We start from the raw sequence: 20,568 nt of genomic DNA, 5'->3' as shown, positions 1-20,568 counted from the left end.
GAGATCAGACATGTTCACCGCTCGTTTTTGAACCGTGAATCACGCCGCAAAACGGAAATCAATGGGTCCTGACCCTAAGCCGACATTAGCGCGCCCCTCCGACTGGGCAATGTGCTCAGAAAAAGCACGCGCCCAACAAAGGCGATCCGACCAATCCTTGAAGCCACGGCATTGATCCCCATCTTAACCCGCGACCGTGCGCCCTCTGGTACTTTCTGCACAAGCAGCGTAAAAAGGGTGCTGCGCGAAATATTTGGAGCCTCGCATCGATGAAAGAACATCGTGGCCGTCTGACCAAAGACGGTATCCGTATCTATGAACAGGGTGACTTTGCCGGCATGCAGGCGGCGGGGGCTTTGGCTGCGCGGATATTGGATGATATTGCCGATCATGTGTTCGTCGGCCAGACCACTGGCGCGATTGACGGGCTCATCACGCAGATGGTCGAGGATGCGGGCGCAACATCGGCCACGATTGGCTATAAGGGCTATCAGCATGCCAGCTGTATCAGCGTCAATCACGTGGTCTGCCACGGCATTCCCGGCGACAAAAAGCTGAAGGATGGCGATATCCTGAATATCGACGTGACCGTTATTGTCGACGGCTGGTTCGGGGATACCTCGCGCATGTATGTAGCGGGAAAGCTGCCGCGCAAAGCCGAACGGTTGATCCAGATCACTCATGATGCCCTGTTCAAGGGCATCGAGATGGTCAAACCCGGCAACACGTTCGGCGATATCGGCCACGCGATTCAATCATTTGTCGAGGCACACCGGATGAGCGTAGTCCGCGATTTTTGCGGCCACGGGCTGGGCCGGGTCTTCCATGCACCGCCAAACGTTCTGCACTATGGTCGTCCGGGCACTGGTGCGGTTCTGGAAGAGGGCATGTTCTTTACCATCGAACCGATGGTCAATCTGGGCCGCCCCGAGACCAAGACGCTGGCCGATGACTGGACCGCCGTGACGCGCGACAAATCACTGTCGGCACAGTTTGAACACTCGGTCGGTGTAACGGCAGATGGGGTCGAGATCTTTACCCTGTCGCCAGGCGGTAAGTACCACCCGACCTATTCATCCTGATCCGCCGCCTGATCCCGTAACAGCTTTAGCAGCAAGGTTTCCGGCCCCCATGGCGTGACCGCATCATGGATGAAGACCGGCGCGCGCAGAGGCGTGCGCTGGGGATCGGTTGCGGTGTCAGCCTCTTGCGGAAGTGACCAATTCGAAGGGGTCAGTGCACGGTCCATACCTCGCAGGGTAACATGACCCGGTCAAATCCCCAAAAGCGCCGGAACCTGCGCCATGTTAGAGAAGACTTCGCCCCCCGCAGCGGCCAGTTTTTTATCGCCTCCATGCGGCGCATAGGCCAAACAGCGCATATGTGCCCTGCTGGCTGCGGTCACACCGCTGAGGCTGTCCTCGATCACCACGGGGTTTACGGCGTTGAAACGCTCAGCCGCTGTCAGAAACAATGTCGGGTCCGGCTTGGCCGTTCCCAGGACATGGGCCGAAAAGGCGAAATCGCAAAACCGCTCCCACAACCCGTTCTGACCCAAAGTGATCTGCATCTTGTCCGGGCTGCCGTTCGAGGCGACACAGAAGGGCAGCCCCCTTGCCTCGAGAACCGCCAGCAGGTCCGCCACGCCGGGCATCAGCTGCACGCCAAGTCGGAGCCGGTCATAGGTTTCCGCATAGACCTCATCAACCCAGCCTGTGGGCAGCTCCGCGCCCAGCGCCCGGGCTTTGTCCCGCACCCTGGTCATGGTGCCCCCAACGAACAGCTTCATACTGTCTTCGATTGTCAGGTTCAGGCCATAACGGGCAAGATTGTCGACCAGTACCTGATTGGACAGCGGCTCACTGTCGACCAGGACTCCGTCGCAATCAAAGATCACCAGATCATGCATCCGGATCGCCATTCCACATCAGGGTGATATGCGTGTCGCCATATTTGCGGCTGTTATGCAACACGAACCCGTCGGGCGGCTGCATGGGCGCGTTTTCCTCCCAGACCAAAAGGGCACCTTGTGCGAACCAGTCCTCTGACAGGGCAGCAATCGCCTTTTGGCCAAGGGATTTGCCATAGGGCGGGTCCAGGAAGATCAGGTCATAAGGCGTTGCAGGATTGGCCCCCAACCGCGTGGCGTCGCGACGGATCAGCTCGGTACAGTCAGAGCTGCGGGTCAGGTCGATATTCTTGCGGATCAGGCCCTGTGACACGCGGCCATCATCGACAAAGCTCACATGTGCCGCACCGCGCGATAAGGCCTCAAGCCCCAGCGCACCGGTGCCTGCGAACAGGTCCAACACGCGCATCCCGTCAAAATCAATCTGATGGGCCAGTACGTTGAACAGGCTTTCGCGTACCCGGTCTGTGGTCGGGCGCAGATGCGCGCCGGCGTCCCCCTTGCCGACCGAGGCCAAAGCTCGGCCTCGGAAGGCTCCGGCGATGATCCTCACGCTCTGAGCAGCGGTTTCAGGTCCGCATCCGGGTCGGCCACAATATCAGGATCAGCTGTTTTTCCGCTTTCAATCAGACGCTTACCAACCATATAGGCACGCGGATCGTTCATCGCGTCGACCGCGATCAGCTGATCGCCCTTATAGTACCAGAAGGACACGGTCTGCCCGTCACCATTGCGGGTCACCACCCGGTCATACCCGGTGTTCAGGCCCGCGATCTGCAGTTTGACGTCATACTGATCCGACCAGAACCACGGAATCGCAGTATAATCCTTTGCCGCGCCCAACATGTTCTGGGCAACAATCTCGGCCTGATCAATCGCGTTTGGCACGCTTTCCAGACGGATACGCCCGCCAGCATGCGGGAATGAGGCGCAATCGCCCGCCGCCCAGATCGACGGATCAGAGGTGCGCCCATGCGCATCTGTCTTGATGCCATTGTCCAGCTCAAGCCCGGCCATCTCGGCCAGTTGGGTTGCAGGAGCGATGCCAACGCCGACAACAACGAAATCGACCGCCAGTTCTGTTCCATCGGTCAGCACCGCGCCAGTGACCTTGCCGTTTTCACCCAGCAGTCGGTCCAACCCGACGCCTTCGCGGATATCGGCGCCATATTCGGAATGCAGTGCTCGGAAATAGTCACTGGTTTCGGGGGCGGCGACCCGTTGCAAAATGCGGTCGGCCATTTCGACCAGGGTCACCTTGACCCCGCGCTTGGCGCAAACGGCTGCGGCCTCAAGCCCGATGTATCCCCCACCCACGATCAAAGCGCGCGCACCTTCAGAGACGAAGGGTTCCATTTCGTCCACATGGGCCAGATCGCGCACCACATGCACGCCGTCCAGATCGCCGCCAATAGCAGCGGGAAGGCGGCGCGGGTCTGATCCGGTGGTCAGGGCCAGCTCATCATAGGCAACAACCTGATCACCCAGCGCTACTGTCTTGGCCTGCGGGTCGATGTCGGTCACGCGCTGACCAAGGCGCAGGGTGATATTGTTATCGGTATAGAAGTTTTCGGGGCGCAGGAACAGGCGCTCTAGCCCCATCTCACCCAGAAGATAGGCCTTGGACAAAGGTGGTCTCTGATAGGGCAAATGCGGCTCCGCGCCGATCAGAGTAATCTCGCCGTCGAACCCATCTTTGCGCAGCCGGGCGACAAGCGAAGCACCTGCCTGGCCGGCGCCAATCACGACAATATGGCTCATATTCCCCTCACCCTGTCGAATTCCCGTGGTCACTTTTGTTAGCTCACCTATATTGCGGCTAGGCCCGACTCTGCAAATCCAAATGACAGGAGCGAAAAAATGATTTCAACAGGTGACACTCTGCCCGACGCCACATTGACCCAAATGGGGGCAAATGGCCCTGAAGAGGTCCGCGTTTCGGACAAGACCAAAGGGCGCAAGGTTGTCATTTTCGCCGTGCCCGGCGCCTATACCGGCACGTGCACAACGGCGCATGTTCCAAGCTTTATGCGTACCAAAGACCAGTTCGATGCAAAAGGCGTGGAAGAAATCATCTGCATCTCGGTCAACGACCCCTTTGTCATGAGCGCCTGGGGCGAGTCCACCGGCGCAACTGCGACTGGCCTAACCATGTTGGCCGATGCGGCGTCTGAATTCACCAAAGCCATCGGGATGGATTTCGACGCCCCGCCCGTTGGTCTGATCGGCAGGTCCAAGCGCTATGCGATGCTGGTCGAAGACGGCAAAGTGGTCGCCATGAACCTGGAGGAAAATCCCGGCGTCTGCGAGATTTCCGCAGGTGAAGGGCTGTTAGAGGTTATCTGACCTGATCTGGCCCCAGTGCTGCTGGGGCCATTTTCGCAATTTAACTTGCGGCACTCTCATGATGGGCGAATACTTGGTACATATTCATCAGGGAGTTTGTTTATGAACCTAAAGACATTTACCTTTCTTTTAGGTCTGACCGGCGCACTTGGCGCTTGTGGACCGGCCCCTACCCCGCAGCAACAGGCCGCACGACAGCATGAGATCGCCTGCCTGAGCGGCACAGTGGGTGGTGCCTTGCTGGGCGGTGTCATCGGCAATCAGTTTGGCGGCGGTTCCGGGAAAACCATCCTGACGGCAGCGGGTGCTGCGGTCGGCGGCGTTGAAGGTCAGAGGTTCGCATGTTGAGAGGGATGAAGATGAAAACCGCAATCGTCCTGTCGATGTTGTCCCTGGCGGGTGCCGCAACGGCCGAAACCGTGGCAGAGCTGCATGAGAATGAGCTTAAGGCCATCGACACCAATAATGACGGCTTCCTGTCGAAAGATGAGTTCGACGCCTTTTCCGACTATGCGTTCCAGACGATGGATGAGGACAAGAACGGCACATTGGGCCTGGATGAAGCCAAGCCGTTTCTGGATATAAAGCAATTCCAAAAGGTTGACCGGGACCGGGATAGTAATATTTCAAGAACGGAATACGATCAGCATATGACCGAAGATTTTATTTCTGCCGATCAGAACAGCAACGGTCAACTGGATTAGGCTCTGCGGCCCTGGACCAGACAGGAGTATGCAATGACCAAATGGAGCGCTCTTTTTGCGTTGGGGTTGCTTGCGGCATGTGATGTGCCGCAGGCCCCTATTGTGACCGGCCCTGATGGCCAACCGAGGATAGAGATCAGTACCAATGGCCTGACCTGCTATGACCGGCGTTGTCTCGACATCAACCCCGCAGCACGGTCCGTGCGCATGATCGGCAACAGAACTACCCGGATACCTGCCGAAATCGACGTTAGTGACAACCTGGTCACCCCAGCCGAGTTCAGGCGGCTGGGTCAGGTTGCCAGCCTTGCCGGTGGTGTCGGATCACGCGGTGACAGCGGCTAGACCAGGCTGTCCATCTTGCGGGCCAGTTTGGCGTCCAGCGCCGAAAGCCCGCCGACATCATGGGTGGACAGCGTCACCTCGACCGTGCGGTAGACATTGAACCATTCGGGATGATGGTTCCATTTCTCGGCAAACATGGACACTTGGGTCATCCAGCCAAAGGCGTGGACGAAATCTTCGAAGGTAAAGGTCTTGGTGATCGCATCCCGGTCCTTGACCATGGTCCAGCCGCTTTTGAACAGCGGGTCCAGCAAGGGGCCACGGGTCTCGGTCGACAGAAGTTCAGTCATTGGTGTTCCTCCGGGTTCGACTTTCTGAACGGGCCATAATCAGTCAGAATCTCGATTTCTTCTCCCACTGCTTGGGCCTCGGCGTCCAGATATTTTTTGATCGCATCGGCAAAGCTGGGGTCATTGACCCAGTGCAGGCTGTGCGTGCGCGTGGGAAGATAGCCGCGCGCCAGCTTGTGTTCGCCCTGCGCCCCTGCCTCGACCCGGGCCAGGCCTTGCGCAATGGCAAAGTCGATTGCCCTATAATAGCACAGTTCGAAATGCAGGCAGGCATGATGTTCGACGCAGCCCCAGTAACGGCCATAAAGCGTCTCGCGCCCGATAAAGTTCAGCGCCCCCGCAATCGGATACCCGCCGCGCTCGGCCAGAACCAATGCCATGTCATCCGCCATGGTTTCCTGAGCGATATCAAAGAATTGCCGCGTCAGATAGGGCACGCCCCATTTCCGAGCGCCGGTTTCCTGATAGAACTCCCAGAACGCGTCCCAATGTTCAGGGCGCAGGTCATCACCCGTCAACGCGCGGATTTCGCCGCCAAAGGCGCAGGCCTGCGCGCGTTCCTTGCGAATGTTCTTGCGTTTGCGCGAGGATAAAGCGGCCAGAAATCCATCGAAATCCGCATACCCGTCGTTCAGCCAGTGAAATTGCTGGGAATGGCGCGGCATCAGGCCCATCTGCGCGCCAGCCAGCGCCTCATCTTCGGTGCAAAAGGTCGCGTGGACAGAGGAAACCTGATTGTCCGCCGCCAGCTGCACCGCCCCCTGCACCAAGGCGGACATGCCCACCGCCTGATATCCCGGCCGCAGCAGAAAGCGACGCCCGGTGGCCGGGGTGAACGGTACGGCAATCTGCAGTTTGGGATAATACCGCCCGCCGGCGTTTTCATAGGCATGCGCCCAGTTGTGGTCGAAGATATATTCGCCCTGACTATGCGATTTGGCGTACATCGGGGCGGCCCCGATCAACATTCCATCCAGATAAACCGTCAGGTATTGCGGCTGCCAGCCGGTACCCGGCCCGACCGACCCGCTCTCCTCCAAAGCCAAAAGAAAGCGATGAGTGGTAAAGGGATCAAGCGGACGGCCCCAATCCGCAGTCTCGGGGCAGGCACAGCTGTCCCACTCTGCCGCAGTAATCTGCGAGAGCGATCCAAGTACCCGAACCTCGATTTGTGCCTGATCCATGTGCCCTCTGCGTTTGATCTTTATCTGTGACGGAAGGGGCGCGGTTCAAGCCGGATGCGCAGCTATGTACCCTTCGAAAGTCACATTATCGGCAATCTTGCGAGCCTCGGCCTCTTGCGCGGCCGAGCGAACGGTCCAGCACAGGACCGGAACACCCTGCGCCTTCAGCTCGGCAACCCTTGGGCGGGACAAGTCTTCGACTTCGTGGCTGATGAAACTGGCCCCGACCCTTACGAAATCCGGGATGTCCCGCAGGTAATCGCACACCGCCGCAGGCAAAAGTTCGACTTTGGGCTGATACGAACAGGTCGTGATCCCCCTGGGCAAATGCGGCGCCAACCGCGCCAGTTCAGCCACCGAATTGGGGTTGAACGACATCAGCGCCACCGGACCTTCATAACCCTCAAGGGCTCGTACAGTATCGCGCTCGAGCGGGCCCACATTCGGGCCCATCACACCGTCCTGATCCTTAAGCTCGATCAGCAGGGGCACCTTGCCCGCCACGATTTCCAGCACATCATCCAGTGTCGGAATACCGTCATCAGCGTGCAACAGCTGTGTCTCGGACGCTACCTGCGCCGAAATCTGCCGAACTGGCCCCGGTCGCCCGGTCAGTCGCCCCAGGTCATAGTCGTGAAAGACCAAAGCCCGGTTGTCGGCGCTCAACTGCAGATCAATCTCAATCCCGTAACCGGCCTTAACAGCGGCACGAACCGCCGCCCGGCTGTTTTCCGGGCGGTTGTCCAATTTGTCGTGCAGGGCCCGATGCGTGATCGGGGCCTGTAGGAACGTAGCGGGCAGTACCGGGGTCATGCGATCTCGAAGATGCCTTCGATCTCAACCGCGACGCCCAACGGCAACGACGCTGCACTCACGGCCGAGCGCGAATGGCGACCAGCCTCGCCCAGCGCCTCGACCAGAAAGTCCGACGCACCATTGATCACCTGCGGCTGGTCGGTGAAATCGGCGGTTGAATTCACAAACCCTGTCAGTTTGATCACACGCACCAGCTTTTCTATATCGCCACCGCAAGCAGCCTTGACCTGCGCCAGAAGATTGATCGCGCAGACCTTGGCAGCCGCAGCACCCGCTGCAACATCCATGTTATCACCCAGCTTGCCGGTGATCAGTTCCGCATCCTTGGAAATCTGTCCTGAAACGTAGACGATATTGCCGACCCGCACGAAAGGCACATAGTTGGCGGCGGGCGCCGGCCCGTCCGGCAGACTGATTCCCAGGCTTTCCAGTTTTGCTGCGATACTCATCGGTTGATCCTCACCTGATATAGACTCGGCCGGACGCTATCCGGGATCGTTCGGCTGGAAAAGTGTGAAACCAGTAAAACTGCGGTCAGTGGCGTATTAAGCGTAACTTCTCTTATCCCGAGGTGTTGAACTTGTGTCACTTTACCTGATGCAGTCGGCCGGGTTAAACGCGAACTGTTTCAAAATGGGACCAAAACCTTTATGTGACGACAGATTGAGCCGCAAAATGGCCGCAGGCATTATTGATTGAGCGTCCAGCCCCACTCACAAAACGGCTGGCGCGTTTGGAGTTGAAATACCGTGTTGAGCAAGATCAGATTCAAGCCCCTGATTGTCGTGACCCTGATGACCGTTCTTGGCGCTTGTGCGTCCCAACCCGCCGATCAGGCCGCGCGAGGCGATACTTTCGATCCCTACGAGAATACAAACCGCGGCATTCACAAGTTCAATCTGGGCGTCGACCGGTTCCTGTTCCGTCCGGCCTCGAAAGGCTATGTGAAGATCGTGCCCGATCCGATGGTGACCAGTTTCAACCATTTTGCCGAAAACCTGACTATGCCGGGTCAGGCTCTGGATTATCTGCTGCAGGGCAATCTGAAGCAGTCGGGCAATGCCCTACTGCGGTTCCTCATCAATACGACCGTTGGTGGCGCGGGTCTGTCTGACCCGGCCAGCGAATTGAACCTGCCGCCCGTGGATACCGATTTCGGTGAAACCCTGCACGTCTGGGGTTTTGGCGAAGGTGCCTATGTGGAATTGCCCTTCTATGGTCCCTCAACATCCAGGGATGCGGTCGGCGTCGTCGTCAACCTGTTTTCGAACCCGATCAACTTCACACCAGTGCGCCCGGTTGAGAATATCGGCGTCTACGCCGAAATCGTAAGGCGGATGGGCGACCGTGGACGGTTCTCGGACACAGTCGATTCCATCCTCTATGAAAGTGCTGACAGCTATAAGCAGGCACAAACAATTTACCTGCAAAATCGACGTTTCGAACTGGCACGCGATGATGAGGACGCCTATCTGGGATTGTATGACGATCCCTATGCAGATATCGGGACCGACCCTGTCAGAGACCCCTACCTTGACCCCTACGAGGATCCATATGCCGAGTAATTATTTGAAGAGAAGAGAGTTTATTGCATCTGGCATCGCCGGCCTGGCGCTAGCCACCCTCCCTTTGCCAAGCTTTGCACAGACAGAGGCCAGTGCAAAAGCGTTGGTCGTTAGCGTTGTGGATGACATCAACCGCGTCATCAGTTCGGGAAAATCCGAAAAGAGCATGATCCGCGATTTTGAAAAGATCTTCGTGCAATATGCCGACGTTCCGATCATGGCCCGCTATGTGCTGGGGGCCGATGGCCGCTCGGCCAGTGCGTCACAGATAAAGCAGTTCACCGACGCGTTTCAGGGCTATATCTCGAACAAATACGGACGTCGCTTTCGCGAGTTCATTGGCGGCGAGGTGACCGTTCGAAATGCGCGCAAGATCAAAGCCGGATACGAGGTGCGTACCTCGGTCAAGCTGCAGGGCTCCTCGCCCTTTGAGGTGACCTTCCTGGTGTCCGACAAATCCGGCCGCGACAAATTCTTCAACATGTTTATCGAAGGCGTGAACATGCTGCTGACCGAACGTACCGAGATTGGCGCCATGCTGGACGCGCGCGGCGGTGATCTGAACCGTCTGATCAAGGATATGAAGCGAACCGGGTGAATTCACAGCGATTTGCTGCAGTCAAAACTTTCAAATCCGCTCGTAGTTTCGACCAGTTCGGCCTCATAGTGTGCGATCATTGGCATTGCAATGGGTTCGATCTGGTCATTCCAGACCGCCTCACCATAGAAGCTGTCCTTTATCCTGTCGCGTTCTTCCAACGAAGAAAACGCGCGCATCCAATGCACTTTGTCAGGATTTTCCAGGTCTCTGAGCGGCCCAAACACAAGCATTCCTGCATCCCGCAACGCAGCGCGATTGTGTTTCTCAAAGAATTCTATGAACGCTTCTCGGCGGCCCGGTTTTAGTGTGTAATGTCGAATTTCCAGTATCATCATATACCCCGGGCAATCTCGTTGGCCTGACATGGCGTCAGTACTTGGCGAAATTGCCCGAGTTTAGCAAGAACAAGTCCTGCGCAGTGCGCTAGTTCAACCGCTCGCCGGTTTCCTTGGCAAAATAGGACACTTTGCTCATGTCAAAGGCCAGGTTCAGCTCTTGTCCGGCCTGGGCGCTGGTTTCCGCGTGCAGGCGCGCAGTGACCTGTTTACCGCCCAGTTCGGACACTACATAGGTGTCAGCTCCGGCAGGTTCGACCATGTCGACCATGCAGACCGCCTCCTGCACACCGTCGCCTGCGCGGAATCCGGCCTCGGCGATATCCTCTGGGCGCAGGCCCAGAATGACATCCTGCGGCAGCGACAGATCACGGGCATCCTTCAGGACTAGCGTTTCACCCGATGACCGCTCGATGGCAATTTCGGTGCCTGTGCCGTTCTTGGTTGCCTTTGCAGGGATCAGGTTCATCGCGGGTGAGCCCATGAAATCAGCCACGAACAGGTTGGCAGGGTTGTTATAGATCTCGGCCGGGCTGCCGATCTGCTGCACGATCCCGCCTTTCAGAACCACAATCTTGGTGGCCAGCGTCATCGCCTCGATCTGGTCGTGGGTCACATAAACGATAGAGGCATCCAGAGTCTGGTGCAGCTTCTTTATTTCTGTCCGCATCTCGACCCGCAGCTTGGCGTCGAGATTCGACAGCGGCTCGTCAAAAAGGAACAGTTTGGGGTCGCGCACCAGCGCCCGTCCCATCGCCACCCGCTGACGTTGACCACCGGACAGCTGACTAGGACGGCGGTTCAGCAGCGGTTCGATTTGCAGCAGCGCGGCCACATCCTTTAGCTTAGCGTCCATCGTAGCCTGATCCACGCCGCGCACTTTCATGCCAAAGGTAATGTTCTTGGCCACCGACATGGTTGGGTACAGGGCGTAGGACTGAAACACCATGGCGATGTCCCGGTCCTTAGGGCTGACATGGGTCATGTCTTTGCCACCAATGGCCAGCGTACCGCCGGTGATCGGTTCCAGCCCGGCAATGCAGTTCAGCAAGGTGGATTTACCACAGCCCGATGGGCCGACCAGCACCAGAAAGTCGCCCGGTTCGATCGAGATGTTGATATCCTTCAGGATCTCGGTTGCGCCGTAGTTCTTGTACAGCTTGTTGATATCAAGGATGGGAGCCATCATTCTATCCCTTCACAGAGCCAGCGGTCAGGCCGCGGATGAAATACTTACCGGCAACGACATAGACGAGCAGCGTCGGCAGACCCGCGATGATCGCGGCGGCCATGTCGACATTGTATTCTTTGACACCGGTGGTGGAGTTTACGATGTTGTTAAGCGCCACAGTCACAGGCTGTGTGCCCGCCTGGCTGAACGACACGCCGAACAAGAAATCATTCCAGATCTGCGTGAATTGCCAGATCACGGTTACCACGATGATCGGCAGTGACAGTGGCAGGAAGATCGACCAGAAAATCCGCAGGAACCCGGCCCCATCGACGCGAGCGGCCTTGGTCAGCTCGGCCGGGATAGAGACATAATAGTTGCGGAAAAACAGCGTGGTGAAGCCAAGACCATAGATTACGTGGACAAAAATCAGACCCGGAATGGTTCCGGCAATACCCATCATGCCCAGAAGGCGCGCCATCGGCAGCAGGACGACCTGAAACGGAATGAAGCAACCAAACAGCATCAGCGAGAAGATGATGTTAGCCCCTTTGAACCGCCACTGCGCGACAACGTAACCATTCAGAGCGCCCAGCAGGGTCGAGATAGCCACCGCAGGCACCGCAATCAGGACCGAGTTCCAGAAGTAAGGCCGCAGACCTTCGCATTGGATACCCGTGCAGGCGCCCGACCAAGCGGTTTTCCAGGCCTCGAAACTCACCTCACGCGGTAACGATATCAGACTACCGGTACGGATTTCCTCAAGACTTTTGAGCGATGTCGTCAACATCACAAATAATGGCATCAGGTAATACAGCGCGAACAGGCACAGCACCACGTAAAGCAGCCAGCGCAGGACGATTTTGCTCATGTTACTTTGACTGCGGGTTTGGGTGTGGGGCATCGACAGATCAGTCATTTTTAGCCCTCAATTCTGAGTAGAGATAAGGAACCACGATGGCAAAGACGACCAGCATCATGATCATTGCAGAAGACGCCGCCTGACCGATATCGCCGCGCGAAAAGGCCATCGCATACATGTAAGTGGCGGGCAGATCGGTGGCATAACCCGGGCCGCCGCCAGTCAGGGCGATGACAAGGTCAAAGCTTTTGATTGCCAGATGCGCCAACACGATGAAAGCGGACAGGAAAATCGGGGCCATCGACGGGATGATGATCGCGGTATAGATACGCCATGTTGGAATACCATCGACCTGTGCGGCCTTGATGATCTCGCCATCGACCGAGCGCAGACCGGCCAGAAACAGCGCCATCACAAAGCCCGAGCTCTGCCAGAGTGCAGCGATCACAATAGTGTAGATCGCGTAATCGGGGTTCACCAGCCAATCGAATTCGAAGTTGGGAAAGCCCCAACCCTGCACCATGGACTCAATCCCCAGACCGGGGTTCAGGATCCACTTCCACGCCGTGCCCGTGACGATCATCGACAGCGCCATGGGGTAGAGATAGATTGTTCGGATCGCTCCTTCGACGCGGATTTTCTGATCCAGCAGGATGGCCAGCAGCAGGCCCAGCAGCATCGCGATCACGATGAACAGAGTACCAAAGATATACAGGTTGCCAATCGCCGTATCCCAGCGAGGAGAGTCGAACAGGCGCTCATACTGGATGAAGCCATGGATCTCGTATTTCGGCAGCAGTTTTGAGCGTGTAAGCGACACCCATGCGGTCCATCCGATAAATCCGTAGACAAAGATCAATACGGCGATGAACGACGGTGCCAGCACCACCTTGGGCAGGTGGTTTTCCAGCCATTCGGACATGTTTTCCTCCGGGGAAAGATGCTCTGCCCCACATCTTGGGGGCAGAGCGTATTGGATCAGTAGCTGTTGGCCACCGCGTCCGCCAGTTGCTGAACCGCGTCAGCCGAGGACATATCCGAGTTGAAATGCGCGGTCACAACATCTGTGATCGCACCAGCCTGCGACCCGCGCAGCGCCATGCCATGGGCATAAGACGGCAGCAGTGAACCACCTGCCGAGGTCGAGCCCATGTCTTCGGCCGAGATTTGCGCGCAGATGTCAAAGGCATCCAGCGACACATCGGTCCGGGCCGGGATCGAACCTTTGTTCAGGTTGAACACTTCCTGAAAGTTCGGTGCAACAATCAGCTTCGCCAGCAATTCCTGACCGGCGCGATTGTCGTCGCCCTCAACCTCGAACATGGCAAAACTGTCGACGTTATACAGATATCCATCGCCGGGGGTCGAGGCGCAGAGGAAATCCTCACCAGGCTTCTTGCCCGCTGCCAGGAATTCGCCCTTGGCCCAGTCACCCATGATCTGAAAGGCCGCTTCGCCGTTCATCACCATCGCGGTGGCAAGGTTCCAGTCGCGACCCGAGAAATTCTCGTCCACATAACCACGCAGGGTGCGCATTTGGTCAAAGATCTGGATCATTGTATCCGAGGTCAACGCCTCGGGGTCCAGATCGACCAGGGCTTTCTGATAGAATTCCGGTCCGCCAAGACCCAGCGCGACGGCTTCGAAAACCGTAGCGTCCTGCCAGGCCTGACCGCCATGCGCCAGCGGGATCACACCGGCGGCCTGCAGTTTTTCGGCTGCGGCGTTGAACTCGTCCCATGTGGTCGGCATCTCAATTCCGTTTGCGGCCAGCACATCGGCATTGGCCCAAATCCAGTCGATGCGGTGAACGTTCACCGGCGCCGCGCACCAAGTGCCTTCGCACATCATGTGACCGGCAATCGACGCGGGTAGAACTTCGGCCCAGCCTTCGGCTGCGGCCACGTTCGAAATATCGGCCAGTACGCCCTCTTCATACCATTCCTGAATCGCCGGGCCTTTCAGCTGAACTGCCGTCGGAGCGTTGCCGGCCAGAACCCGGGCCCGCAGCGCTGTCATGGCCGCATCACCGCCGCCGCCTGCGACAGGCATATCGGTCCATGTGCCCCCGTTCGAGGCAAACTCTTCCTGAAGCACGGCCACCGATTTGGCCTCGCCACCGGATGTCCACCAATGCAATACCTCCGCCTGTGGTTCGGCCACCACAGATGATCCGGCTGCGACGGCCAATGCGGACACAGTCGCAAAAGAAAATCGTTTCATGTTTTCTCCTCCCTGAGAATTCGGTGCCAGTCAAAATGGCAATGCCGCAATACTGTGTCCCTATCTGAGTCTGACAACGCTAAATCCGGGCCAATACCCGGGAATGGCGCAAATTTTCACCGCTTTTGTTACAGCGTGTTACGTTAGCATTGAATCTGTTTCCGTTCGTTACAATGGACGAAGTTAGGGGCCAGAGAACAGGAGGACAAACACTGTGAGCATTCCGCGGCTGTTGGTGGTGGATGACGACCCTGAAATGCGGTCGATGATGACCCAGTTCCTGCAACAGAATGGCTTCATTGCGCTGCCCGCCAGTTCCGAACGCGAAATCCGCGCGCATCTCAAGTCGGGTCGGATCGACCTGATTCTGTTGGATGTGATGCTGGGGGATGAAAACGGCGTAGATATCTGTGCCCGCCTGCGGGCCGAACAGGACGTGCCGATCATTCTGGTCTCGGCCTTGTCCGCCGATCATCAACGCATGGCCGGGTATGAGGTGGGCGCCGACGATTACATCGCCAAGCCTTTTAATCCGCAACTGATGCTGGCTCGCGTACGCGCCGTCATGCAACGGGCGCGTCGTACACCTTCGCTTGCCTATCGCCGCCGCACCCGCTCCTTTAGGTTTGACGGCTGGCTCTATGACGGCAAACGGGACGAAGTGCATTCACCCGACGGATATCTGGTATCCCTGTCGCAGCGAGAAACAGCAATGCTCAAGGTTTTTCTGGCCAACCCGCATATTCCCCTGACCCGGGATGAAATCGCCGCGGCCCTGGATGTAACAGGCGCTAATGACAAGAGCGAAGGCCAGGGACGCGCCATCGACATGCTGGTCGGGCGGCTGCGATCCAAGATCGAAGCCAACCCCAAAGACCCGCAAATGCTGAAGACCGAACGCGGTGTGGGCTATATCTTTGCCGCAGAGGTGTCTGTGGACGAAACCGCATGACCGTCCGCGCCACGCGCCTGCGCAGCCTAGGCTGGATCTGGACCTGCGCCGCTTTTACCTCGGGGTTGCTGGCCGCAGGCCTTTGGTTCGCCTCGGCCCGGGCATGGCAGGAATTCCAGACCCGTGCATATGTTGCCGGGTTCGCTATTTACGAGGATTTGCGCATCGGTAAATCCCCACCGCCAGGCATCTCCATCGTACCATTGCCGCCCAAAGCAGCCAGCCTGGCGGATGCCGGGCAGTTTGAGCAACTTCCCGGGTTTTCGGATCGCAGCTTTGTCACCAACCTGTCGATCCTGACTGACAGCTCAGCACCCGTTTCAGGCCGAGAGCTGACGCTGGCTGTGATGTCAGACCGGCTGGTTTACCCGGTGTCCGACATCCTCTCCGGCATCGACCAGACCGGCCCTGAGAAAATGGGCAACCTGACCCGGCTTTTGGCGACCTATTGCAGCGAACCGATACTGATCGCCCGCTATGGGCGCGGCGCATGGCAACAGGTGGACGGGACAGATATCTGGGGATGCCGTGCAGCCCCAACCGACCTGCGTCTGCCTACGATTCTGGTCGCTATTGTCGCGCTGGCGGTGATCCTGACCTCGGTGGGCAATGTATCGGACAGTTTCACCCGGTTTTCGACCGCCTTGCGCGACCGCAAAAGGCGGGGCGGGCCGAACAGTTATGAGGCCGATGGCCCGGCCGAACTGCGCGACATCGTCTCTGCCGTGAACGAGCATCTGGACGCAGAGCGCATGCAACTGGAAAAGCGCGCCACTGTTTTATCGGGTGTCAGCCACGATCTGGGCACCCCGGCCACCCGCGTCCGGCTGCGTGCCGCTTTGATCCCGGATGTCGAGCTGCGCGAAAAGCTTGAGGCCGATGTCGATCAGATGACCGGCATGATCGAAAGCGTTCTGACCTACACAAGGTCCGAGCTGAGCATTGAGGAACCGCGGCAGATTTCACTGACGTCGCTGGTCGAGGCTCTGGTCGCAGACTATCAGGATATGGGACTGCCGGTGACCCTGAAAAAGCTGGCCCCAGTGGCGGTACAGGGCGGCACGTCAGTTTTCATGTCGCGCCGAGGTCATGGATCCCTGCCCGAGACCCGGCGGATACTGGTCGTTGGCAGGCCAATTTCGCTAAAGCGCGCCCTGACCAACCTGATCGACAATGCGCTGAAATATGGGCGCCATGCCGAGGTTCAGCTGGAAACCGATGCCAAAACAGCAACCATCACCGTCGAGGACAAAGGGGCCGATCTGTCCGTCTCGGATATCGAAGCCCTGATGGCCCCGTTCCGGCGCGGGTCAAACACCGGGTCTTCGGATGGGTTTGGTCTGGGTCTGACAATCGCGGCGACAATCGCGGAACAGCATGGCGGCACCCTCGGCTTCGAAGCCGGAGAGCAAGGCCTGCGCGCACGTCTGCAGATCACCAGGCAGTGACGATTCATGTCATATAGCTACGCACCAGCGCGCTTGCGATCAGCGACCAGCCGTCGGCGATGACAAAGAAGGCTAGTTTGAACGGCAGCGACACTGTTGCAGGCGGAACCATCATCATCCCCATCGACATCAGCACAGCGGCCACCACAAGATCAATGATCAGAAACGGCAGGAAGATCAGAAACCCGATCTGAAAGGCCCGCGCTATCTCAGAGAGCATGAAAGAGGGCATCAAGATCGACAAGGGTGCCTCGGCCGACAAGGAAACCGTATCACCCCCGGGTCGCAATGCTGCCATGGCGTGGAAAGTATCCGGATCAAGGCGTCCGGCCATGAAAGCACGAAACGGCTGCAACGCGCGCTCCAACGCTGGTTCGACCTCCATCGTTTCTTCGACCATGGGGCGAATACCTGTGGTCCAGGCCGCCGAAAAGACCGGCTCCATGATGAAATAGGTCAGAAACAGTGCGAGGCTGACGATCAGCATGTTGGGGGGGGATTGCTGCAATCCGATCCCTTGCCGCAAGATGGCCAGAACGGTGATCAGGAACGGGAAACAGGTGATCATGATCGCCAGCCCAGGCGCAAGGCTGAGCACGGTAATCAGCAAAATCAACTGAATGGTGCGCGCGGAGATCGAACCAGCTTCGCCCAGCGACAGCGACACCTCTTGTGCGGCGGTCAGAGACGGGGTCAGCGTCAGCAGCACCGCCACCCAAAACAGGAAACGCATTACCCGATCCCGTTCTGCAGATCCGCGATTTCGGTTAGGCGCACGGCCAGTTGCCCGGCCTGATCACCCTCCATCTCTTCCAGCAGACCACGCGCCACGAGTTGGTCGCCAACATAGAGGTCCACAGGGTCTTCGATCCGCTTGTCCAGGGTAAGAACAGCGTTTTCACCCATACTCAGCAGATCGCGGATGAGCGGGCGGGCGCGGCCGACTGACACGGTTACCTCGATCGGAACGGTATCAAACGGGCTGGCTTTTTCGGGTTTGGGGGATTGCGGGTCACTCATTGTTCAATGCCTCTTTTGCCTCATACACGTAAGCGTCAAATGCTGAACGGATTGTCTCTAGCAAGGCGCTGCTATCCACCTCTCGCTGCGAGGTACCAACCTGCAGACGTGCCTGACCGGCCCCAAGAGACGGGTCCTCGACAACGCGGGTCGGGGTGGCCAATTCAGGGGGCAACAGCCCTTCGACAACACTCGCGCACCCCGAAGGCACAAAGATTTGCATCGGTTGGCCAATCTGTTCACGGGCCATTTCTGTAAGCTGTTCGACCAGCCGCGTGGCCTGCCCCCGATCCAGGGTGTTCGGCAACACCAGATTGACGAGGCTCTGGAACATGGGCTCCAACGACAGTGTCATCTGGCTCGTCGCCTCATGATAGGTAAAGGACATATCCTCGAGCGCGCGGGCAAGGTTGTCTGATACCTTTCCACGACCCTGTTCCTGGGCCTGAAGGGCATCGTCCCAACCAGCGCTGTAGCCGTGTTCGAAGGCGCCTAGCCGCTGTTCCTCCAGCGCCTCTTCGTCCAGAAAATGAACTTTGCCGCCGCCGGCCTGTACAGTGAAATCCTCAAGAAGATGAGCTATCGACATCACGCACGCTCCTCACTTTCTTCAAGCCAGCTGCGCAGAATTTCCACGGTTTCCTCCTGCTTGTCTCCGATCATGGCGCGCAGCCGATCAACCGGATCAGCGCCTAGATTTGCCGCCAATGCCGGCACGTCTGCTGGGGCGTGCCCCGGAATGGCGGCGAATTGCCCGCCCTCTTCGGTCGCGATCTCACCGGTCAGAACTGCCTCGGGCTCTGGCAGTGTTCCCGCTGGTAAAAGGGCGGGGGCAAGGGCCGGTTTCATCAGGATCGGACGGATCACGAACAATCCCAGAACCAGCATCACGATCGCCAGAACGGCCATTTGGACCAGTGACATCGCGTCAAAATGAACCTGCTGCCAGATCGAGGACGAAACCACAGTTCCGCCAGGCTCTACTGCGGGCAGATCCAGCGATTTCAGGGTGATGACATCACCTCGTTCTGCATGGAACCCAACGGCCGAGGCCACAAGCTCTCCCAATGCGTCAAGCTCGGTCTGAGGCAATGGCGCAAAGCTTTCTGCACCCGAGGCATCAACCGAGCGCATTCCATTCACCAGCACCGCCACTGTCAGGCGCTTGATCGCCCCGGGTGCGGTGTGAACCTCTAGCTCCGTCTCGGATACCTCATAGTTGACCCGCTCCCGCGTCTGTGTGGCATTTGAATTGGATGCATCCTCACCTGCGCCGTCGCCATCGGGCAGGTTCGACGCCACCGTGACATCGGACGATTGGTTCCGGGCGCTGTCAGACCGTTCCTCGACATCGGTGCTGATGGCTACGCGCCCCTTAGGATCAAAGCGCCTTTCACGGATGGATTCGGTTTTAGTGACCGTATCGACACTGACTTCGACGACTGCATTTCCGGCCCCCACTCGGGCCTCAATCAGACGCAGGACCCGTTCGCGCAGCTGGCGCGACTTGTCATCCGCAGAATCTGCCGCAACCGCAGTCTCTTTTGCGCCAATGACCGCACCATTTGAATCAATCACCGCCACATTCTCGGGTGCGAGGCCGCTGACGGCAGAAGAGACCAGAAAACGGATCGCCTTGGCCTGATCCGAAGTGAAATCCGCACCCGAGGACACCAGATAGACCGAAGCCGTCGGCGCGACGCTGCGCTGAAACGGGTCTGTTGACCCGTTGGCAATATGCACGCGTGCCTGACTTATGTGAGGGCTGCCGACAATCGTGCGTGCAAGCTCACCCTCTTTCGCACGCCAATAGGCAGCATCGAACATTTGCGAGGTGGTGCCAAAGCCGCTGAGTGAATCCAAAAGCTCATACCCGCGGTTTCCGTTCGCAGGCAGGCCTTCGCTGGCCAGAGTCATGCGCAATTCGTCCCGCTGCGAGCCGGGCACGTAAATCGAACCGCCTCGAATCTCATACTGTACGCCGCGCTGATCCAGTGATCGAACGATATCCCCCGCCGCGGCGCTTTCCAGCCCGGCATAGAGTAGGGTCATCGACGGCGCCGTCGCCAACCGCGACATCGCAAGGACCCCCAAAAACACCAGCACAACTGCACCGGCGACAATGATTTGCTTTCGCCTGTCCAAACTTGCCCAGACAGTTCCGATCTGCTGCACGCTCACCTCCGACTCACCGCCATTCTGCCCGGCGCACCCCCTGTTTGGACGATTGCCCTTAACAATCGGTTAGTCCCTGCCGGGTTATGACATCCCCAGACTGAATGAATGAGGACGTCATGACTGACGCGACTGCAGAACAGGCAGAAGCCCCGGAAAAATCGGGAAAAAAAGGATTGATCATTGGGGTGATTCTGGCCGTTGCCGGGGCTGCGGGCGGGTATTTCCTGACCACTTCGGGACTCCTGCCATTTGGCGGCCAACCAGCCGCGGAAGACGCCAAGGAAAAAGACAAAGGGACCGAGGTTAAAGCCCTGCCTGAGGTTGGTTTTATCGACCTGCCGGCGGTGATCGTCTCGGTCAGTGCCGGCGATTCGCGGCACCTGAAATTCCATGCCCAGCTTGAGGTGAACAGCAGCTACGCCTCGGATGTCGAGAAGATGAAGCCTCGAATCATGGATGTTCTGAACGGGTATCTGCGGGCGGTCGAAGTGTCGGACCTGGAGGATTCGCTCGCACTGATGCGCATTCGCGGTCACCTTTTGCGTCGCATTGAAATCGTCGTTGGGGAAGGGCGCGTGCGCGATGTCCTCGTGATGGAATTCGTATTGAATTAGGAGGC

General features: G+C 58.1%; 27 protein-coding genes. 10 read left to right on the top strand and 17 right to left on the bottom strand.

What is annotated here, in order from left to right; genetic code table 11:
• Window positions 1–269 precede the first annotated feature (269 nt).
• Window positions 270–1,082 carry a type I methionyl aminopeptidase gene (gene map, locus AC2FH2_RS14565; protein WP_271952408.1) on the top strand — a complete coding sequence of 271 codons (813 nt, stop codon included), beginning with the start codon at window positions 270–272 and terminating at the stop codon, window positions 1,080–1,082.
• Here the strand turns inward: map and AC2FH2_RS14560 are convergent.
• The 4 genes from AC2FH2_RS14560 to AC2FH2_RS14545 are packed head-to-tail and all read right to left on the bottom strand — an operon-like array spanning window position 1,070 to window position 3,670.
• Window positions 1,070–1,249 carry a hypothetical protein gene (locus AC2FH2_RS14560; protein WP_496824102.1) on the bottom strand — a complete coding sequence of 60 codons (180 nt, stop codon included), beginning with the start codon at window positions 1,247–1,249 and terminating at the stop codon, window positions 1,070–1,072. The genes map and AC2FH2_RS14560 overlap by 13 nt on opposite strands.
• A gap of 24 nt (window positions 1,250–1,273) precedes the next feature.
• The gene (locus AC2FH2_RS14555) at window positions 1,274–1,921 is read right to left on the bottom strand and encodes an HAD family hydrolase (RefSeq protein ID WP_271952405.1); all 648 of its coding nucleotides are present in this window, start codon (window positions 1,919–1,921) and stop codon (window positions 1,274–1,276) included.
• Window positions 1,902–2,462, bottom strand: a complete 561-nt coding sequence (gene rsmD, locus AC2FH2_RS14550; protein ID WP_496824100.1) for a 16S rRNA (guanine(966)-N(2))-methyltransferase RsmD — start codon at window positions 2,460–2,462, stop codon at window positions 1,902–1,904. Before rsmD ends, AC2FH2_RS14555 begins: the two co-directional genes overlap by 20 nt.
• Complete coding sequence (locus AC2FH2_RS14545; RefSeq protein ID WP_271952401.1) at window positions 2,459–3,670, bottom strand: NAD(P)/FAD-dependent oxidoreductase; 1,212 nt, start codon at window positions 3,668–3,670, stop codon at window positions 2,459–2,461. The genes rsmD and AC2FH2_RS14545 overlap by 4 nt, the downstream gene beginning before the upstream one ends.
• Window positions 3,671–3,769: 99 nt before the next feature.
• Here AC2FH2_RS14545 and AC2FH2_RS14540 point away from each other — a divergent pair, with 99 nt between their 5' ends.
• The 4 genes from AC2FH2_RS14540 (at window position 3,770) to AC2FH2_RS14525 (ending at window position 5,304) form a co-directional block, all read left to right on the top strand.
• Window positions 3,770–4,255, top strand: a complete 486-nt coding sequence (locus tag AC2FH2_RS14540) for a peroxiredoxin (protein WP_142638675.1) — start codon at window positions 3,770–3,772, stop codon at window positions 4,253–4,255.
• A gap of 102 nt (window positions 4,256–4,357) precedes the next feature.
• On the top strand, window positions 4,358–4,603 hold the full coding sequence (locus tag AC2FH2_RS14535) for a glycine zipper 2TM domain-containing protein (protein ID WP_271952399.1): 246 nt from the start codon (window positions 4,358–4,360) through the stop codon (window positions 4,601–4,603).
• 11 nt (window positions 4,604–4,614) lie between these two features.
• On the top strand, window positions 4,615–4,959 hold the full coding sequence (locus tag AC2FH2_RS14530; RefSeq protein WP_142638671.1) for an EF-hand domain-containing protein: 345 nt from the start codon (window positions 4,615–4,617) through the stop codon (window positions 4,957–4,959).
• A 33-nt stretch (window positions 4,960–4,992) separates the two neighbouring features.
• Window positions 4,993–5,304 carry a hypothetical protein gene (locus AC2FH2_RS14525; protein ID WP_281973287.1) on the top strand — a complete coding sequence of 104 codons (312 nt, stop codon included), beginning with the start codon at window positions 4,993–4,995 and terminating at the stop codon, window positions 5,302–5,304.
• On the opposite strand, the gene AC2FH2_RS14520 is transcribed toward AC2FH2_RS14525, so the two are convergent.
• From AC2FH2_RS14520 to AC2FH2_RS14505, 4 genes are read right to left on the bottom strand one after another with little or no spacing between them, the layout of a single operon-like run.
• Window positions 5,301–5,594, bottom strand: a complete 294-nt coding sequence (locus AC2FH2_RS14520) for a 4a-hydroxytetrahydrobiopterin dehydratase (protein ID WP_496690249.1) — start codon at window positions 5,592–5,594, stop codon at window positions 5,301–5,303. The two genes, AC2FH2_RS14525 and AC2FH2_RS14520, sit on opposite strands and share 4 nt — an antisense overlap.
• Complete coding sequence (locus AC2FH2_RS14515) at window positions 5,591–6,778, bottom strand: GNAT family N-acetyltransferase (protein WP_496824098.1); 1,188 nt, start codon at window positions 6,776–6,778, stop codon at window positions 5,591–5,593. Before AC2FH2_RS14515 ends, AC2FH2_RS14520 begins: the two co-directional genes overlap by 4 nt.
• Window positions 6,779–6,823: 45 nt before the next feature.
• Window positions 6,824–7,591 carry a glycerophosphodiester phosphodiesterase family protein gene (locus tag AC2FH2_RS14510; protein ID WP_281995692.1) on the bottom strand — a complete coding sequence of 256 codons (768 nt, stop codon included), beginning with the start codon at window positions 7,589–7,591 and terminating at the stop codon, window positions 6,824–6,826.
• Entirely contained in the window at window positions 7,588–8,043 is a 456-nt protein-coding gene (locus AC2FH2_RS14505) for a RidA family protein (protein WP_142638661.1), read from the bottom strand. The genes AC2FH2_RS14510 and AC2FH2_RS14505 overlap by 4 nt, the downstream gene beginning before the upstream one ends.
• Window positions 8,044–8,388: 345 nt before the next feature.
• Here AC2FH2_RS14505 and AC2FH2_RS14500 point away from each other — a divergent pair, with 345 nt between their 5' ends.
• The gene (locus AC2FH2_RS14500) at window positions 8,389–9,159 is read left to right on the top strand and encodes an MlaA family lipoprotein (protein WP_142638706.1); all 771 of its coding nucleotides are present in this window, start codon (window positions 8,389–8,391) and stop codon (window positions 9,157–9,159) included.
• A complete protein-coding gene (locus AC2FH2_RS14495) occupies window positions 9,149–9,757 on the top strand; it encodes an MlaC/ttg2D family ABC transporter substrate-binding protein (protein WP_142638660.1) in 609 nt (202 codons plus the stop codon). Before AC2FH2_RS14500 ends, AC2FH2_RS14495 begins: the two co-directional genes overlap by 11 nt.
• Window positions 9,758–9,759: 2 nt before the next feature.
• On the opposite strand, the gene AC2FH2_RS14490 is transcribed toward AC2FH2_RS14495, so the two are convergent.
• From AC2FH2_RS14490 to AC2FH2_RS14470, 5 genes are all read right to left on the bottom strand, one after another.
• A complete protein-coding gene (locus tag AC2FH2_RS14490) occupies window positions 9,760–10,092 on the bottom strand; it encodes a putative quinol monooxygenase (protein WP_271952393.1) in 333 nt (110 codons plus the stop codon).
• Window positions 10,093–10,183: 91 nt separating this feature from the next.
• On the bottom strand, window positions 10,184–11,281 hold the full coding sequence (locus tag AC2FH2_RS14485; RefSeq protein WP_142638656.1) for an ABC transporter ATP-binding protein: 1,098 nt from the start codon (window positions 11,279–11,281) through the stop codon (window positions 10,184–10,186).
• A 4-nt stretch (window positions 11,282–11,285) separates the two neighbouring features.
• A complete protein-coding gene (locus AC2FH2_RS14480; protein ID WP_496694332.1) occupies window positions 11,286–12,185 on the bottom strand; it encodes a carbohydrate ABC transporter permease in 900 nt (299 codons plus the stop codon).
• The gene (locus AC2FH2_RS14475; RefSeq protein WP_142638652.1) at window positions 12,178–13,050 is read right to left on the bottom strand and encodes a carbohydrate ABC transporter permease; all 873 of its coding nucleotides are present in this window, start codon (window positions 13,048–13,050) and stop codon (window positions 12,178–12,180) included. The genes AC2FH2_RS14480 and AC2FH2_RS14475 overlap by 8 nt, the downstream gene beginning before the upstream one ends.
• Before the next feature lie 56 nt (window positions 13,051–13,106).
• Window positions 13,107–14,351 carry an ABC transporter substrate-binding protein gene (locus tag AC2FH2_RS14470; protein ID WP_496824096.1) on the bottom strand — a complete coding sequence of 415 codons (1,245 nt, stop codon included), beginning with the start codon at window positions 14,349–14,351 and terminating at the stop codon, window positions 13,107–13,109.
• A gap of 214 nt (window positions 14,352–14,565) precedes the next feature.
• Between AC2FH2_RS14470 and AC2FH2_RS14465 the strand changes: the two genes are divergently transcribed.
• On the top strand, window positions 14,566–15,303 hold the full coding sequence (locus AC2FH2_RS14465; RefSeq protein ID WP_496824094.1) for a response regulator transcription factor: 738 nt from the start codon (window positions 14,566–14,568) through the stop codon (window positions 15,301–15,303).
• The gene (locus tag AC2FH2_RS14460; protein ID WP_496824092.1) at window positions 15,300–16,751 is read left to right on the top strand and encodes a sensor histidine kinase; all 1,452 of its coding nucleotides are present in this window, start codon (window positions 15,300–15,302) and stop codon (window positions 16,749–16,751) included. Before AC2FH2_RS14465 ends, AC2FH2_RS14460 begins: the two co-directional genes overlap by 4 nt.
• Before the next feature lie 4 nt (window positions 16,752–16,755).
• On the opposite strand, the gene fliP is transcribed toward AC2FH2_RS14460, so the two are convergent.
• Genes fliP through fliF form a run of 4 tightly spaced genes read right to left on the bottom strand, consistent with a single transcriptional unit; the run spans window position 16,756 to window position 19,946 of the window.
• A complete protein-coding gene (gene fliP / locus AC2FH2_RS14455; RefSeq protein ID WP_496678411.1) occupies window positions 16,756–17,484 on the bottom strand; it encodes a flagellar type III secretion system pore protein FliP in 729 nt (242 codons plus the stop codon).
• A complete protein-coding gene (locus tag AC2FH2_RS14450) occupies window positions 17,484–17,771 on the bottom strand; it encodes a FliM/FliN family flagellar motor switch protein (RefSeq protein WP_142638642.1) in 288 nt (95 codons plus the stop codon). The genes fliP and AC2FH2_RS14450 overlap by 1 nt, the downstream gene beginning before the upstream one ends.
• Entirely contained in the window at window positions 17,764–18,360 is a 597-nt protein-coding gene (locus tag AC2FH2_RS14445; protein ID WP_496824089.1) for a FliH/SctL family protein, read from the bottom strand. The genes AC2FH2_RS14450 and AC2FH2_RS14445 overlap by 8 nt, the downstream gene beginning before the upstream one ends.
• Complete coding sequence (fliF, locus tag AC2FH2_RS14440) at window positions 18,360–19,946, bottom strand: flagellar basal-body MS-ring/collar protein FliF (protein ID WP_496824087.1); 1,587 nt, start codon at window positions 19,944–19,946, stop codon at window positions 18,360–18,362. The genes AC2FH2_RS14445 and fliF overlap by 1 nt, the downstream gene beginning before the upstream one ends.
• 119 nt (window positions 19,947–20,065) lie before the next feature.
• Here fliF and AC2FH2_RS14435 point away from each other — a divergent pair, with 119 nt between their 5' ends.
• Complete coding sequence (locus AC2FH2_RS14435) at window positions 20,066–20,563, top strand: flagellar basal body-associated FliL family protein (protein WP_271952378.1); 498 nt, start codon at window positions 20,066–20,068, stop codon at window positions 20,561–20,563.
• Window positions 20,564–20,568 lie beyond the last annotated feature (5 nt).

The sequence above is a fragment of the Ruegeria sp. YTSA105 genome (assembly GCF_059610225.1).
Note: the sequence above shows the minus strand (reverse complement) of the source record. Positions and strands in the feature narration are given on the sequence as shown.

What these genes read in the sequence shown, in the direction of transcription:
- AC2FH2_RS14515 (WP_496824098.1), bottom strand. Translation starts at nt 6,778, where the DNA reads ATGGATCAGGCACAAATCGAGGTTCGGGTACTTGGATCGCTCTCGCAG.
- AC2FH2_RS14510 (WP_281995692.1), bottom strand. Translation starts at nt 7,591, where the DNA reads ATGACCCCGGTACTGCCCGCTACGTTCCTACAGGCCCCGATCACGCAT.
- AC2FH2_RS14435 (WP_271952378.1), top strand. Translation starts at nt 20,066, where the DNA reads ATGACTGACGCGACTGCAGAACAGGCAGAAGCCCCGGAAAAATCGGGA.
- AC2FH2_RS14450 (WP_142638642.1), bottom strand. Translation starts at nt 17,771, where the DNA reads ATGAGTGACCCGCAATCCCCCAAACCCGAAAAAGCCAGCCCGTTTGAT.
- AC2FH2_RS14480 (WP_496694332.1), bottom strand. Translation starts at nt 12,185, where the DNA reads ATGACTGATCTGTCGATGCCCCACACCCAAACCCGCAGTCAAAGTAAC.
- AC2FH2_RS14445 (WP_496824089.1), bottom strand. Translation starts at nt 18,360, where the DNA reads ATGTCGATAGCTCATCTTCTTGAGGATTTCACTGTACAGGCCGGCGGC.
- AC2FH2_RS14525 (WP_281973287.1), top strand. Translation starts at nt 4,993, where the DNA reads ATGACCAAATGGAGCGCTCTTTTTGCGTTGGGGTTGCTTGCGGCATGT.
- AC2FH2_RS14495 (WP_142638660.1), top strand. Translation starts at nt 9,149, where the DNA reads ATGCCGAGTAATTATTTGAAGAGAAGAGAGTTTATTGCATCTGGCATC.
- fliP (WP_496678411.1), bottom strand. Translation starts at nt 17,484, where the DNA reads ATGCGTTTCCTGTTTTGGGTGGCGGTGCTGCTGACGCTGACCCCGTCT.
- AC2FH2_RS14560 (WP_496824102.1), bottom strand. Translation starts at nt 1,249, where the DNA reads ATGGACCGTGCACTGACCCCTTCGAATTGGTCACTTCCGCAAGAGGCT.
- AC2FH2_RS14545 (WP_271952401.1), bottom strand. Translation starts at nt 3,670, where the DNA reads ATGAGCCATATTGTCGTGATTGGCGCCGGCCAGGCAGGTGCTTCGCTT.
- map (WP_271952408.1), top strand. Translation starts at nt 270, where the DNA reads ATGAAAGAACATCGTGGCCGTCTGACCAAAGACGGTATCCGTATCTAT.
- AC2FH2_RS14520 (WP_496690249.1), bottom strand. Translation starts at nt 5,594, where the DNA reads ATGACTGAACTTCTGTCGACCGAGACCCGTGGCCCCTTGCTGGACCCG.
- AC2FH2_RS14460 (WP_496824092.1), top strand. Translation starts at nt 15,300, where the DNA reads ATGACCGTCCGCGCCACGCGCCTGCGCAGCCTAGGCTGGATCTGGACC.
- AC2FH2_RS14535 (WP_271952399.1), top strand. Translation starts at nt 4,358, where the DNA reads ATGAACCTAAAGACATTTACCTTTCTTTTAGGTCTGACCGGCGCACTT.
- AC2FH2_RS14555 (WP_271952405.1), bottom strand. Translation starts at nt 1,921, where the DNA reads ATGGCGATCCGGATGCATGATCTGGTGATCTTTGATTGCGACGGAGTC.
- AC2FH2_RS14500 (WP_142638706.1), top strand. Translation starts at nt 8,389, where the DNA reads ATGACCGTTCTTGGCGCTTGTGCGTCCCAACCCGCCGATCAGGCCGCG.
- AC2FH2_RS14490 (WP_271952393.1), bottom strand. Translation starts at nt 10,092, where the DNA reads ATGATACTGGAAATTCGACATTACACACTAAAACCGGGCCGCCGAGAA.
- AC2FH2_RS14485 (WP_142638656.1), bottom strand. Translation starts at nt 11,281, where the DNA reads ATGGCTCCCATCCTTGATATCAACAAGCTGTACAAGAACTACGGCGCA.
- AC2FH2_RS14505 (WP_142638661.1), bottom strand. Translation starts at nt 8,043, where the DNA reads ATGAGTATCGCAGCAAAACTGGAAAGCCTGGGAATCAGTCTGCCGGAC.
- AC2FH2_RS14540 (WP_142638675.1), top strand. Translation starts at nt 3,770, where the DNA reads ATGATTTCAACAGGTGACACTCTGCCCGACGCCACATTGACCCAAATG.
- AC2FH2_RS14470 (WP_496824096.1), bottom strand. Translation starts at nt 14,351, where the DNA reads ATGAAACGATTTTCTTTTGCGACTGTGTCCGCATTGGCCGTCGCAGCC.
- AC2FH2_RS14475 (WP_142638652.1), bottom strand. Translation starts at nt 13,050, where the DNA reads ATGTCCGAATGGCTGGAAAACCACCTGCCCAAGGTGGTGCTGGCACCG.
- AC2FH2_RS14530 (WP_142638671.1), top strand. Translation starts at nt 4,615, where the DNA reads ATGAAAACCGCAATCGTCCTGTCGATGTTGTCCCTGGCGGGTGCCGCA.